Annotated in this window: 10 protein-coding genes; 8 read left to right on the top strand and 2 right to left on the bottom strand. The window is 61.7% G+C overall.

The window, feature by feature from the left end; all coding sequences use genetic code 11:
• The first annotated feature begins 477 nt into the window (after positions 1-477).
• From CGA22_RS09830 to CGA22_RS09815, 4 genes are all read left to right on the top strand, one after another.
• Complete coding sequence (locus CGA22_RS09830; RefSeq protein ID WP_041022384.1) at positions 478-2,271, top strand: DUF1302 domain-containing protein; 1,794 nt, start codon at positions 478-480, stop codon at positions 2,269-2,271.
• Positions 2,272-2,293: 22 nt separating this feature from the next.
• Entirely contained in the window at positions 2,294-3,661 is a 1,368-nt protein-coding gene (locus tag CGA22_RS09825) for a DUF1329 domain-containing protein (RefSeq protein ID WP_041022383.1), read from the top strand.
• 286 nt (positions 3,662-3,947) lie between these two features.
• Positions 3,948-6,500: a helix-turn-helix transcriptional regulator gene (locus tag CGA22_RS09820; RefSeq protein ID WP_041022382.1), complete on the top strand. Its 2,553-nt coding sequence runs from the start codon at positions 3,948-3,950 to the stop codon at positions 6,498-6,500.
• 234 nt (positions 6,501-6,734) lie between these two features.
• On the top strand, positions 6,735-7,436 hold the full coding sequence (locus CGA22_RS09815; protein ID WP_041022381.1) for a hypothetical protein: 702 nt from the start codon (positions 6,735-6,737) through the stop codon (positions 7,434-7,436).
• Here the strand turns inward: CGA22_RS09815 and CGA22_RS09810 are convergent.
• Positions 7,425-8,222, bottom strand: a complete 798-nt coding sequence (locus tag CGA22_RS09810; protein ID WP_041022380.1) for an IclR family transcriptional regulator — start codon at positions 8,220-8,222, stop codon at positions 7,425-7,427. The genes CGA22_RS09815 and CGA22_RS09810 overlap by 12 nt on opposite strands.
• Positions 8,223-8,338: 116 nt before the next feature.
• Here CGA22_RS09810 and hmgA point away from each other — a divergent pair, with 116 nt between their 5' ends.
• From hmgA to maiA, 3 genes are read left to right on the top strand one after another with little or no spacing between them, the layout of a single operon-like run.
• Entirely contained in the window at positions 8,339-9,643 is a 1,305-nt protein-coding gene (hmgA, locus tag CGA22_RS09805) for a homogentisate 1,2-dioxygenase (RefSeq protein ID WP_041022379.1), read from the top strand.
• A gap of 3 nt (positions 9,644-9,646) precedes the next feature.
• Complete coding sequence (gene fahA, locus CGA22_RS09800; protein ID WP_041022378.1) at positions 9,647-10,951, top strand: fumarylacetoacetase; 1,305 nt, start codon at positions 9,647-9,649, stop codon at positions 10,949-10,951.
• A 10-nt stretch (positions 10,952-10,961) separates the two neighbouring features.
• Complete coding sequence (gene maiA, locus CGA22_RS09795) at positions 10,962-11,603, top strand: maleylacetoacetate isomerase (protein WP_041022377.1); 642 nt, start codon at positions 10,962-10,964, stop codon at positions 11,601-11,603.
• A 137-nt stretch (positions 11,604-11,740) separates the two neighbouring features.
• On the opposite strand, the gene CGA22_RS09790 is transcribed toward maiA, so the two are convergent.
• Positions 11,741-12,544, bottom strand: coding sequence for a SirB1 family protein (locus CGA22_RS09790; RefSeq protein ID WP_041022376.1), 804 nt, complete (start codon positions 12,542-12,544; stop codon positions 11,741-11,743).
• A gap of 185 nt (positions 12,545-12,729) precedes the next feature.
• Here CGA22_RS09790 and CGA22_RS09785 point away from each other — a divergent pair, with 185 nt between their 5' ends.
• Positions 12,730-13,749 (top strand): Glu/Leu/Phe/Val dehydrogenase family protein, encoded by a 1,020-nt coding sequence (locus CGA22_RS09785; RefSeq protein ID WP_041022375.1) that lies wholly within the window; start codon positions 12,730-12,732, stop codon positions 13,747-13,749.
• The last annotated feature ends 22 nt before the right edge of the window (positions 13,750-13,771 follow it).

The raw sequence follows: 13,771 nt of genomic DNA, 5'->3' as shown, positions 1-13,771 counted from the left end.
GAACTCAAGTCAGCTTGGGTACCCGTCTGGAAACTATCGACATAAAAAAAGCCGCTGCAAAAAGCAGCGGCCTGAAAATGACGTTGCAAAGGAGCCACAAACCAACGTCGGTAAGCACGGGATGATGGACCGATACGCGATCCATCCGAATGACGGTGCGCCAGGCGTGAGGGATGCCATGGCGGGTGCTTGCAGGCCCGTTACCCTGAAAGCCCGGCCAGCATAGGGATCGGGCGCATCGGGAAACAGACCGGATCCGGACATGCACTGTTACGGCGCGCGCAACAGTCGAAACGAAGCGCCGAACATGCATTGCACTGATGGACCACTATCCAGCCCATCCATGGCGTGTGCAAAGCCCCGTCTTGTGCGGGTACTCATCCTTTCGAGCGACAACGTGAATACCTCCTTGGTGCGCTTATCGCCCATGACGGGCGGCAGTAGGGTGAAGTCTCTGTCACTCACCGGGGAAGACGCATGACAACAATAACAATGCGCGCCATCTTCAAGCCGCAGGCGCTGGCCGTCGCGGTGGCCTTGGGCTGCTGCGCCCAGGCCCAGGCCGTTTCATTCAACATTGGCGAGATCGAAGGCCAGTTCGACTCCTCGCTGTCCGTGGGCGCGAGCTGGGGTATGAGCGATGCCAACAAGGACTTTATCGGCACGGTCAACGGCGGTCGGGGCCAGGCTTCCACCGGTGATGATGGGCGGCTGAATTTCAAGAAGGGCGAGACCTTCTCGAAGATCTTCAAAGGGCTGCACGACCTCGAACTCAAGTACGGTGATACCGGCGTGTTCGTGCGTGGCAAGTACTGGTATGACTTCGAGCTGAAGGACGAAAGCCGTCCGTTCAAGGACATCAGCGACAGCAATCGCAAGGAAGGCGCCAAGTCCTCGGGGGCGGAGATTCTCGATGCCTTCGTCTATCACAACTATTCCATCGCCGATCTGCCGGGCACCGTGCGTGCCGGTAAGCAGGTGGTCAGTTGGGGGGAGAGTACCTTCATCGGCAACTCCATCAACAGCATCAACCCGGTGGACGTGTCCGCATTCCGCCGCCCGGGTGCCGAGATCAAGGAAGGCCTGATTCCGGTGAACATGCTGTTCGCCTCCCAGGGCCTGACCGACAAGCTCACCGTCGAGGGTTTCTACCAGCTTGAGTGGGACCAGACGGTGGTCGATAACTGCGGCACGTTCTTCGGCAATGACGTGGTGGCGGACGGTTGCACCAGTGGCTACACCGTGGGCAGCCCGGCCATTGCGCCGTTCGTGCCGCTGACCCGGGCGTTTGGCCAGGGGATCGAGGTGTCCAGCGAAGGCGTGGTCATTCCTCGTGGCGGCGACCGTGATGCCCGTGACTCCGGCCAGTGGGGCACGGCGTTGCGTTGGCTCGGCGACGACACCGAGTACGGCCTGTACTTCATGAATTACCACAGCCGCACGCCTACTGTCGGCACCACGACGGCGGGCGCCTCAACCCTGGCGGCGTTGCCGAGAATGATCGCGACTGCCAATGGCCTGGCCCCGGGCAGCGGTGCCGGCCTGGCGCAAAGCGTAATGTTGGGCCGCGGTCAGTACTACCTCGAATACCCCGAGGACATCCGCCTGTACGGCGCCAGCTTCTCCACCACGCTGCCCACCGGCACCGCATGGACCGGTGAAATCAGCTATCGCCCCAACGCTCCGGTACAGCTCAATACCAACGACCTGACCCTGGCCTTGCTCAACCCGATTGCCGGTGGAGCGGCGTCACCTATTGCAACTCGGGCGGGTGCCGACAACACCGGCTACCGTCGCAAGGAAATCACCCAGATCCAGAGCACCATGACGCACTTCTTCGATCAGGTATTGGGCGCGGACCGCCTGACCCTGGTGGGCGAGGCGGCGGTGGTGCATGTCGGTGGGCTGGAGTCCAAGGACAAGCTGCGTTACGGCCGCGATTCGGTCTACGGCCAATACGGGTTCAACGGTGACACCGATGGCTTCGTCACTTCGACCTCATGGGGCTATCGCGCCCGGGCGATCCTCGACTATTCCAACGTCGTCGCCGGCATCAACTTCAAGCCCAATATGTCCTGGTCCCATGACGTGGCCGGCTACGGTCCCAACGGCCTGTTCAACGAAGGTGCCAAGGCCGTCAGCCTCGGCGTCGATGCCGACTACCGCAACACCTACACCGCCAGCCTGAGCTACACCGACTTTTTCGGCGGCGACTACAACGTTCTCAAGGATCGCGACTTCCTCGCGTTGAGCTTCGGCGTGAACTTCTGATCTGGCTGACAAGGAAAAACCTATGCGCAAGATGATCCTGCAATGCGGCGCCCTGGCCTTGAGCCTGTTGGCTGCCAACGTGATGGCGGCGGTCTCGCCGGACGAGGCGAACAAACTGGGCACCAGCCTGACGCCGCTGGGAGCGGAGAAAGCGGGTAACGCCGATGGCTCGATTCCGGCCTGGACCGGTGGTATCCCGAAAAACGCCGGTGCCGTGGACAGCAAGGGCTTCCTGGCGGATCCGTTCGCCAACGAGAAGCCACTGTTCATCATCACCGCCGCGACCGTGGACAAGTACAAGGACAAGCTTTCCGAAGGCCAGGTCGCGATGTTCAAGCGCTACCCGGAGACCTACAGGATTCCGGTCTATCCGACCCATCGCAGCGTAGGGCTGCCGCCGGAAATCTACGAGTCGGCCAAGCGCAGTGCGCTCAATGTCACCGCGATCAACGACGGTAACGGCCTGGCCAATTTCACTGGCAACCGCTACTACGCGTTTCCGATTCCCAAAAACGGTGTGGAAGTCATCTGGAACCACATCACCCGTTATCACGGTGGCAACCTGCGGCGCATCATCACCCAGGCTACACCGCAGACCAACGGCAGCTTTACACCGATCCGTTTCGAAGAAGAAGCCGCTGTGCCGGCTCTGATCAAGGACGCCGATCCGGAAAAAGCCAGCAACGTGCTGACCTATTTCAAGCAGGAAGTCACCGCCCCCGCACGTCTGGCCGGCAACGTGTTACTGGTGCATGAAACCCTCGACCAGGTGAAGGAACCGCGCCTGGCCTGGATCTACAACGCCGGCCAGCGCCGCGTGCGCCGTGCCCCGCAGGTGGCCTACGACGGCCCGGGCACCGCCGCCGACGGGTTGCGTACTTCCGACAACTTCGACCTGTTCTCCGGTGCACCGGACCGCTACGACTGGCAGTTGGTCGGCAAGAAGGAAATGTACATTCCGTACAACAGCTACAAGCTCGACTCACCGAGCCTCAAGTACGACGACGTGATCAAGGCCGGTCACATCAACCAGGACCTGACCCGCTATGAGTTGCACCGGGTCTGGGAAGTGATCGGGACGGTCAAGCCCAATGAGCGGCACATCTATGCCAAGCGCCACATGTACTTCGACGAAGACAGCTGGCAGGCGGCGCTGGTGGATCACTACGACGGCCGTGGTCAATTGTGGCGCGTGGCCGAAGGGCATGCGCAGTTCTATTACGACCACCAGAACCCCGCCTACACCCTCGAGACGCTCTACGACATCATCGCCGGCCGCTACATTGCGCTGGGCATGAAGAACGAAGAGAAGCACAGCTATGAGTATGGTTTCGAGGCCAGGGCAGCCGACTACACGCCGGCGGCGCTGCGTTCGAGTGGGGTTCGTTGATACTTCGTCTGCCGAGGTAACTTGTGGCGAGGGAGGTCTTGTGGCGAGGGAGCTTGCTCCCGCTGGAGTGCGAAGCGCTCCCAAGATTTCTGGGGCTACTTCGTAGCCCAGCGGGAGCAAGCTCCCTCGCCACAGAAGCGTGGCTCATTCGAGGTAATTTGAACGACCGGCAGGGTATCCCTCCGGTTGTTTTCTTATGGGGCGCGATCAGCGCGCTGAATACTTCTCCAAAGGTCGGCGACACAGGGCTAGGGTGGTGAGACAACAATAAAAAGGACCCTCGCACATGACCGCCATGACCCCGTGTCCGGACCGTCCTGGATTGCTGCCCCGCCTGTCCTCGACGCATGTGCCACGTCGGTCCCTGAGTGAGCCCCTGCTCACTTCCGAAGCACGGATAAAACTGCTCTGCGCTCCGGCAGGCAGTGGCAAGAGTGCGTTGTTCGCCGAGTGTTTCCTCCAGGCGCCCGCTGGGTGTCGGTTGCACTGGCTGCCGCTTGGGGGGGCGGCGTTGGACGCGAAGCAGATGTGCGAGCAACTGGCGCAGACCCTCGGCCTGCCGGTGATGGAGGAGGCGGCGCTGTTGTCCCATCTGGCGCGCTTGCAGACGCCGACCTGGCTATTCCTGGATGATTACTGCCGGGTACCTAATCCCGAGCTGGACCAGTTGCTCGACCGTCTGCTGAACGCCAGCAGCCCGGCGCTGCACCTGTGGCTCAATGGTCGCCGCCGCCCACACTGCAACTGGTTGCGCTTGTTGTTCGATGACGAGCTGCACGAGTTCGACGCGAAGGCGCTGGTGTTCGGCCCTGACGATATTCAGCCATTGCTTGGTCATCTGCCCGGCCCTCTGGCGACCCGTACGGCCCGCGAGGTGATACAGCGCAGCGGTGGCTGGTGCGCCGGTGTGCGCATCGCTTTGCTTGAGCGTTGCGAGTGGTCGCGCCGCCATGCATCGCCGGGGCGCCCCGGTACCTTGCTTGATTATCTGGAGCACGAGTTGTTCAGCGCGTTGACCCCGGACCTGGCACAGGCCTGGCGCGTGCTGGCCCATCTGCCGCGCTTCAATGCGCGGCTGTGCGAGCATCTGTTCGGTGACACCGTGGGTGCGGAATGCCTTCCCTTGTTGCAGGATCTGGGGTGCTTTATCGAGCCGTGGGAACAGTCCTCGGACTGGTTGCAGATATTCCCGGCCCTGGCCCGGCTGTTGCGTGAGGAGCCCTGGCCCCAAGGGCGCTCTTGGCATCGACGGGCCTGCCAGTGGTTCGCGGCCGAGCAGGATTGGCCCATGGCCTTCGAGCAGGCGATGTTGGCCGAAGAGTTCGAGGCCGCCGTGAGTTTCTTGCAGCACTTGAGCTTCGAGCATGTCTTGCAAGGTCGCAATGTGGCGCTGTTACTGGACTTGCATGATCGACAGGGCGAAGCGCTGACATTGGGTACCCCGCAATCGGTGGGTTTGGTCACGGCCGCGCTGCTGTTCGCCGGTCGTTTCGATCAGGCATCGGCGTGTATCGAGCAACTGGCCAGGTTTGCACCCCAACCCAAGGCCTGCCAGCAGCGCCAATTGATTGCGCGGTGGCAGGTCCTCAGTGGCTGGTTGTGGCACCTGTCAGGAGAGGGTGACCAGGCGAGCGAACATTTTCTCCAGGCCCAGGACAGCCTGGATCCGGAGGCCTGGGCTTCACGGCTGCTGTGCCAGTCGGGGCTGACACAACAGGCGTTGCTCAGGGGCGAGTTGGCGTCGGCGCAATGGATCAACCGCCAGGCGCTGTGCCTGGCGCGAGCACAAGGCTCGCTGGTGTTCGAGGGGGTGCTGGAACTGGATCACGCCCAAGTGCTGGAACAACGTGGCGCACCTCACCGGGCCGACCATCTGTTGAGTGCGGTACAGGGGCTGCTCGAAAAGCCAGGCCAGGACTTTTCTCCGTTGCTGGGGCGCATTGCCCTGCGCCGCGGGCGCCTGGCATTGCGGATGGGGTTTGCGGAGCAGGCCGCGGAGCAATTTCAAACGGGCCTGGAGACGAGTCTTCACTGCCAGGACAAACAAGTGCTTTATGGCTTTCTCGGCAAGGCCAGCCTGGCCGCCAACCAGGACGACTACGGCGAGGCCTTCGTGCAACTGCGTGAAGCCGAGCGGGTCATGCAGCAGCGACACATTCCCGATACCGTGTACCGCGGTGTATTGCTGCAGACCAGTTGCCAGTTCTGGTTGCAGCAAGGCCGCCCGGAGCTGGCCCATGAAGCCTTGACCCGGGTCTTGCGGCATTTTCGCGGCCCACAGGCCAAACACGCACCGCCGGCGACCCTGGAACTGATTCCGCGGCTTGAATACCTGCTGGTACTGGCCGAGGTCTACCTGCAGCGGGCGCAGGATCCGCAGGCCCGGCTAGAGCTCATGATTGCCCAGGCGCAGCGCTGTGGCATGCAGGGACTGGAAACCGAGTTGCATCTGGCGCTGGCCGAGGTCGTCTGGCTGTGTGGCGATCATTCCCGGGCCCGTGTCCTGATGCAGGAAGGCCTGGAGCGAGTTGCCTGTTCGCGTGCGCAGCAAGCCTTGTGCGAGCTGCGCTTGCGCCAGCCGGAACTGTTGCGTTGGGCACAATCGGCCGAGCCCCTCGGACAGCCGACTGTCGTGGCCGAAGGCGCCTTGCTCAGCCAGCGAGAGTTGGAAGTCCTGGAGCTGATTGCCCAAGGTCATTCCAATCAGCAAATTGCCGAGCGCTTGTTCATTTCGCTGCACACGGTAAAAACCCATGCACGGCGGATACATAGCAAGTTAGGAGTGCAGCGACGAACCCAGGCGGTGGCGAAGGCCAAGGTCATGGGGGTCATGGATTAGTTTCGGTATTAAAAGTCCGGTTCTCAGGACAATGTTCTGAGATAACTGTTTGCAACTCTTCACGCACGCTTACATTTGCCTTTTCGCGATAAGCGGGGGTTCTGATGTATAACAACCTTGTTGAAGTCAAACGGGTTGTTTTACCAGGTCGCTTTAACAGTTGAGCCCTGCTTGGGTGAACATCAATAACGGATCGAACAGGAAGTTCGAACACATGACAAGACAAGGATGCTTATGAATACGCCGTTGTTTTCCTCTCACGCTGAAAGGCTTTTTACGCTCAAGAAAACCCGTGTGGATTTTGCCGTACGGGTACTGTTGGGCCAGTCGCTGGAGGCGCGTGGGATCAATCCCCATACCAACTATCTGACGACACTGATCAATGTTTCGAGCGCTGAGGTTCAATCTTCCAAGACCTTGTTCGATGTCGCGCTGGGTTGCGTCGAAGAACAAGTACTGCCTCATTACACGCAAGGACTCAGTAATGTGTTCAACAAGCGTTATTCCTTCGCCGACGAGGACCGGGTAAAGACTCTGGATCTGATCGAGTTTGAACGCATCGTCACGGACATTGTGACAAGCCTTGCCGAAAAACCTTCAATGGATCTGTCTTGGCGCGCGATCAAGCCTCTGACGGTCGAGGATATTCACGGGGCGTTGAACATTCATCTGCCCGGTTTGAATCTTGATGAGGTCCATGTCACCAGTTTCGTCACGCATGACTTCGGCAAGCGAGTGGTGTCCTCCTCTCAACCGCTGGCCGAATACCTGCTGAGTCATTTCGAGCAGGATGAAATTCCTTACCACTCGCAAGGCAGTCACCAGGCCATTCATGCCGCTGCCTTCAGTGAAAGCGACGAGCACCCGCATCCATGGCTGACCACCGCGCATATCAATGACTTACTGATCAGAATGGTTCCGGACTTACTGAGCTGATCCTGAGCCGGACTCATACCCCATCCGCCAACTCACGGCCCGGGTCGCGGCCAACAGCCGTTGGGCCGCCGGGCCGTTTTCGTCGGCATGGAACAGCGAGGTCGGGCCGACGATGGTCATGACGGCCGTTACCTGGCCAACGGCATTGAAGACCGGCGCGGACAAGGCATCCACGCCCGGCATCAGCAAGCCATGCACATGGTGCAGTCCTCGCTCGCGAATCTGCTCGCACAGGGTGGCGTAGGCACGGTCGTCGGCCAGTGCATGATTGCTGATGCCCGCCACTTCCTGTTCTCGCAACCCGATGGTCTCGCGCTCCGGCAGATAGGCACTGAACACCAGTCCAGTGGACGAACTGAGCAGCGGCAATACCGAACCCAACTGCGTCACCACGGTCACGGCGCGCACGGCGGGTTCGATCCGTACCACGGTCGCGCCGTGATTGCCCCATACCGCCAGGAAACAGGTTTCGTTCAAGTCGTCCCGCAGTTCCGCCAAGGGCAGGGCGGCCACTTGCAGCACGTCCATGCCGTTCAGTGCCGCCAGGCCCACCCGCAAGGCTTCGCGCCCCAGGCCGTAATGGTTGGTGGCGGTGTTCTGTTCGGCGAAACCGCTGGCAATCAAGGCCTGCAGGTACCGATGAACCTTGCTCGCCGGCATCTGCACGTGCTCGGCCAGGCGCGACAGCGACGTGGAGGGGGAGAGTTCGGCCAGGGCCTTGAGAATGTCGGTACCGACTTCGGCCGAGCGGACTTTCTGTTTGCCGTTATTGAGCGGGGTTTCCATGGAGGCGCTGGATCCGGAAGCGAATGGGCGTCTTTATAGCTTGACGGTCGCTGTCGAGCAAATTACGTTATGCGTAATCGAATTACGATAAAAATAACGGGTGTTCAGGAGGCTCCATGAACCGCGATTCCACAGCGTCCGAGCTGGCGTACCAATCAGGTTTCGGCAACGAATTTGCCAGCGAAGCGTTGCCCGGCGCGCTGCCTGCCGGCCAGAACTCCCCGCAGAAGGCCCCGTATGGTCTCTACGCCGAGTTGTTTTCCGGCACGGCGTTCACCATGGCGCGTAGCGAGGCGCGGCGTACCTGGCTGTATCGCATCCGGCCATCGGCCAACCATCCGGCGTTCGTCAAGTTGGAACGCCAATTGGCCGGCGGGACACTGGGCGAGGTCACCCCCAATCGCCTGCGCTGGAACCCGTTGGACATCCCCGCCGAACCCACTGACTTCATCGACGGACTGGTGCGCATGGCGGCGAATGCCGGCCAGGACAAGCCCGCCGGAATCAGCATCTTCCACTACCGTGCCAACCGTTCCATGGAGCGGGTGTTCTTCAATGCCGACGGCGAGTGGTTGATGGTGCCGCAGTCGGGGCGGCTGCGGATCGTCACCGAGCTGGGGATGCTGGATCTGGCGCCGCTGGAAATCGCCGTGTTGCCTCGCGGTCTGAAGTTTCGCGTCGAGCTGCTCGATCCGCAGGCCCGTGGCTACCTCGCCGAGAACCATGGCGCGCCGCTGCGCCTGCCTGATCTCGGCCCCATCGGCAGCAACGGCCTGGCCAACCCGCGGGACTTCCTGGCACCGGTCGCGCATTACGAAAATCTCGCGCAGCCGACCACCCTGGTGCAGAAATTCCTCGGTGAGTTGTGGGCTTGCGAACTGGATCATTCGCCGTTCGACGTCGTGGCCTGGCACGGCAACAACGTGCCGTACAAATACGACCTGCGCCGGTTCAACACCATCGGCACGGTCAGCTTCGATCATCCGGACCCTTCGATCTTCACGGTATTGACCTCGCCTACCAGCGTCCATGGCTTGGCCAACCTCGATTTCGTGATCTTCCCGCCGCGCTGGATGGTGGCGGAAAAAACCTTCCGTCCACCGTGGTTCCACCGCAATCTGATGAACGAGTTCATGGGCCTGATCCAGGGTGCCTACGATGCCAAAGCCGAGGGTTTCCTGCCGGGCGGCGCCTCCTTGCACAGTTGCATGAGTGCCCATGGTCCGGACGGCGAAACCTGCACCAAGGCGATCAACGCCGAGCTGACGCCGGTGAAAATCGATAACACCATGGCCTTCATGTTCGAAACCAGCCAGGTACTGCGCCCGAGCCGTTTCGCCCTGGACTGCCCGCAACTGCAAACCGACTACGATACCTGTTGGGCTTCGCTGCCCGTCACGTTCGACCCGACCCGGAGATAATCCATGACCCAAGTTTCCCCTGCCCGTAGCTGGGTTGCCTCCGCCAACGGCCATGCCGATTTCCCGTTGCAGAATTTGCCGCTCGGGGTCTTCAGCGTGGACGGTGGTGCCCCCCGCAGCGGTGTTGCCATTGGCGATCATGTGTTCGATTTGCAGGCCGCACTACAGGCAGGCCTGTTCGATGGCACGGCGCGCGAAGCTGTCGAAGCCATGAGCGGCGGCCAGTTGAACGCATTCTTCGAACTGGGCCGCCCCGCCCGGGTGGCCTTGCGTGAACGGCTGCTGGCCTTGTTGGGCGAAGACAGCGCGCAACGCGAGCTGATCCTGACCCAAGGGGCGAAGATGCTTCCCCTGGCGACGGATTGCCAGATGCACCTGCCGGCGAAAATCAACGACTACACCGACTTCTACGTCGGCATCGAACATGCGCAGAATGTCGGCAAGCTGTTTCGTCCCGACAACCCGCTGTTGCCCAATTACAAATACGTTCCCATCGGTTACCACGGTCGCGCCTCGACCATCCGCCCGTCCGGCACCGAGGTGCGCCGCCCCAAGGGCCAGACCCTGCCCGCCGGCCAGAGTGAACCGACCTTCGGCCCCTGCGCGCGGCTGGACTACGAGCTGGAACTGGGGATCTGGATCGGCAAGGGCAATGCACTGGGCGAGCCCATCGCCATCGGTGATGCCGCCGAACACATCGGCGGGTTCTGCCTGCTCAATGATTGGTCGGCGCGGGATATTCAGGCCTGGGAATACCAACCGCTGGGGCCTTTCCTGTCGAAGAGCTTCCTGACCAGTATTTCGCCGTGGGTCGTGACGGCTGAAGCCCTGGAACCGTTCCGTCGCCCTCAACCGGCGCGGCCGGAAGGGGATCCGCAACCGCTGCCGTATCTGCTGGACAAGCGCGATCAGGACGGCGGCGCCTTTGATATCGAGCTGGAAGTCCTGCTGCTGACCGAAACCATGCGCGAGCAAAACCTGCCGGCCCATCGCCTGACCTTGAGCAACACCCGCTACATGTATTGGACCGTGGCGCAGATGGTCGCGCACCACAGCGTCAATGGCTGCCAGTTGCAGGCGGGTGACCTGTTCGGCTCGGGCACTTTGTCGGGGCCGGAAAGCGGTCAGTTCGGCAGCTTGCTGGAGATCACCGAGGGCGGCAAGAAACCGATCGAACTGGCGTCCGGTGAAGTGCGCAAGTTCCTCGAGGATGGCGACGAAATCATCCTGCGGGCCCGTTGCAGTCGTGAAGGTGTCGCCTCCATCGGCTTCGGCGAATGCCGGGGCAAGATCCTGCCGGCGCGTTGAGGGACGGGGCATGGAACTCTATACCTACTATCGCTCCACCTCGTCTTATCGGGTACGCATCGCCCTGGCACTCAAGGGCCTGGATTACCGTGCCGTGCCGGTCAACCTGATCGCCCCGTCGGGGGGCGAACATCGCCAGCCGGCCTACCTCGCGATCAACCCGCAAGGACGGGTGCCGGCGCTGCGCACCGATGAGGGGGCGCTGCTGGTGCAATCGCCGGCCATCATCGAATACCTGGAGGAGCGTTATCCACAGGTGCCACTGCTCAACCCTGACCTGGCGGTGCGTGCCCATGAACGTGGTGTCGCCGCCCTGATCGGTTGCGACATCCATCCGTTGCACAACGTCAGCGTGCTCAACAAGCTGCGGCAGTGGAGGCATGATGAAACGCAGGTGACGGAGTGGATAGAACACTGGATCAGTCAGGGGCTGGCGGCGGTGGAGCAGTTGATCGGCGACGAAGGCTACTGTTTCGGCCCCGTGCCGGGCTTGGCGGATGTCTACCTGATTCCGCAGTTGTACGCGGCTGAGCGTTTCAACGTTTCCCTGCAGGGGTATCCACGGATCCGTCGTGTTGCGGCGCTGGCGGCTGCACACGCCGCTTTTCAGCAGGCGCATCCGGCTCATCAGGTGGATACGCCCGCCGGCTAAGATCCAGGCTGGCTGATCTGGCGCCATCGCGAGCAGGCTCGCTCCCACATGGTTCGCGTTACACAGTCCCGTGTGGGAGCGAGCCTGCTCGCGATGGCGGCCTGACAGTCAGCAAGAATGCCAGCCAGTCCTACAGATCAATGCACAATCGAATTCGGCGGCAGATGCCCCAGCCGTTCTGTCAGCCGGATCCGCTGGATCGGGTCCTCACTGAGCATCAGCGCATGTTCCAGGTCGAAGCGTTCGGCGTTGGGGCAATCGAGCCGTTGGTAAAGGCTGGCGCGGGCCAGGTAATCGGCGGCACTGGCGTTGCCGAGTTCCAGTACCCGTTCAGCATCGATCAGCGCGTCGATGTACTCGTCGTTCGTCAGATGCAACTGCCGGAGATTGCGTGACAGGCGCTGGAGCATCTGCAGTGGTTCGGCGCTGGCCAGGTGTTCGGCCTTGAGCGGCATGTTCGAGCCATATTGGCGTTGCAGCAGTTCCCGGCAGTCGTTGGGATACAGCCGGCGACCGCCGCAGGGGTCGAGCAGGTGATCGGCCCCCGGCACCCGGAGCAGGAAGTGGCCGGGGAAATTGACCCCGACCATCGGTATCTCCAGGCCTCGGGCCAATTCCAGGGCAATCAGGGCGAGGGCCAGCGGTTGACCGCGCTTCCTGGCCAATACCTTGTCGAGCAGCGCTACGCGCGGGCGCAGGGGCGTGAAATCGTCCTGGGCAAACCCCAGGTCATTCAGGCAGCGCAACAAGGGCTGGCCCAGCTCAGCGACGGGCAGCAACGGCAGGTCATGGCTGACCCGCTGTTGCAGATCCCTGAAGTCCCTTAGCAGGGCCGGTACGTCGACGTCGCGATCATGCTCGGCAGCGATCCAAAGCGCCGCTTCGAAGAGCGCCGCAGGCGACCGGTGCAGACATTCAAAAAAGGCTTGGCGCGGTTTCATCACACTCTCCGGACATTGCCTCGTTTTAGCTCTGCCACGGGCTTTCGTCCAGTTTCGGAGAGAGGCGGCAACGGTTATGTCAGAAAAGACTGACAGCTGAGGCGACTTATTCCGGCGTGCTCCAGCAAATTTCAGCTACGCGCCTATACTGGCGAAACAAACAGAAGTGATTCGGGAGCCTGTCGATGTTTGCGCTCATGCAAAGCTCCCGCCTTGAATCGCTGCACTTGAGCGTGGACCCGACAACAGGGTTGAAGGCGGTCATTGCCATTCATAGCAGCCGCCCAGGGCCAGCCTTGGGGGGATGTCGTTATCTGTCCTACCCCGACGATGAAAGTGCCGTGGTCGATGCCGTGCGCCTGGCCCAAGGCATGAGCTACAAGGCCGCCCTGGCGGGGCTACCCGTGGGCGGCGGAGTGGCGGTGATCATGCGTCCGGCCCATGTCGAAAGCCGGGCCGCATTGTTCGAAGCCTTCGGTCGCTGCATCGAGCAACTGGACGGCCGGTACATCACCGCTATCGACAGTGGTACCTCGGTGGCCGACATGGATTGCATCGCCCAACAGACCCGTCACGTCACCAGCACCACCGCCTCGGGAGACCCGGCACCTCATGCGGCGATGGGCGTGTTCGCCGGCATTCGTGCCACGGCCATGGCCCGGCTGGGCAGCGATAATCTCGAAAGCCTGCGCGTGGCGATCCAGGGCCTGGGCAATGTCGGGTATGCCCTGGCCGAACAGTTGCACGCGGCCGGCGCCGAACTGCTGGTCAGCGACATCGACCCTGGCAAGGTGCAACTGGCGATGGAGCAACTGGGCGCCCATCCGATTGCCAACGATGCGTTGCTCAGCACCCCTTGCGACATTCTCGCTCCCTGCGGCCTGGGCGGTGTGCTCAACAGCCACAGCGTGGCGCAACTGCGCTGCTCGGCCGTGGCCGGCTCGGCCCATAACCAGTTGAGCAACCTGCAAGTGGCCGATCAACTGGAAAGGCGTGGGATTCTCTACGCGCCGGACTATGTGATCAACTCCGGCGGCCTGATCTACGTCGCCCTCAAGCATCGCGGCGAAGAGCTGCCGACCATCACCGCTCACCTGTCGAAAATCGCTGCCCGGCTTACGGAAGTCTTTGCCCATGCCCAGGCGGAGAAACGCTCACCGGCCCGGGTGGCGGATGAATTGGCAGAACGTTTGCTGTATCGATAACAACGGCTCGCAGCACAACCGC

The organism is Pseudomonas sp. PSB18 (assembly GCF_014596565.1).
In the GTDB taxonomy this organism is placed as follows: Bacteria; Pseudomonadota; Gammaproteobacteria; order Pseudomonadales; family Pseudomonadaceae; genus Aquipseudomonas.
This window is presented reverse-complemented; position numbering and strand designations above follow the sequence as displayed.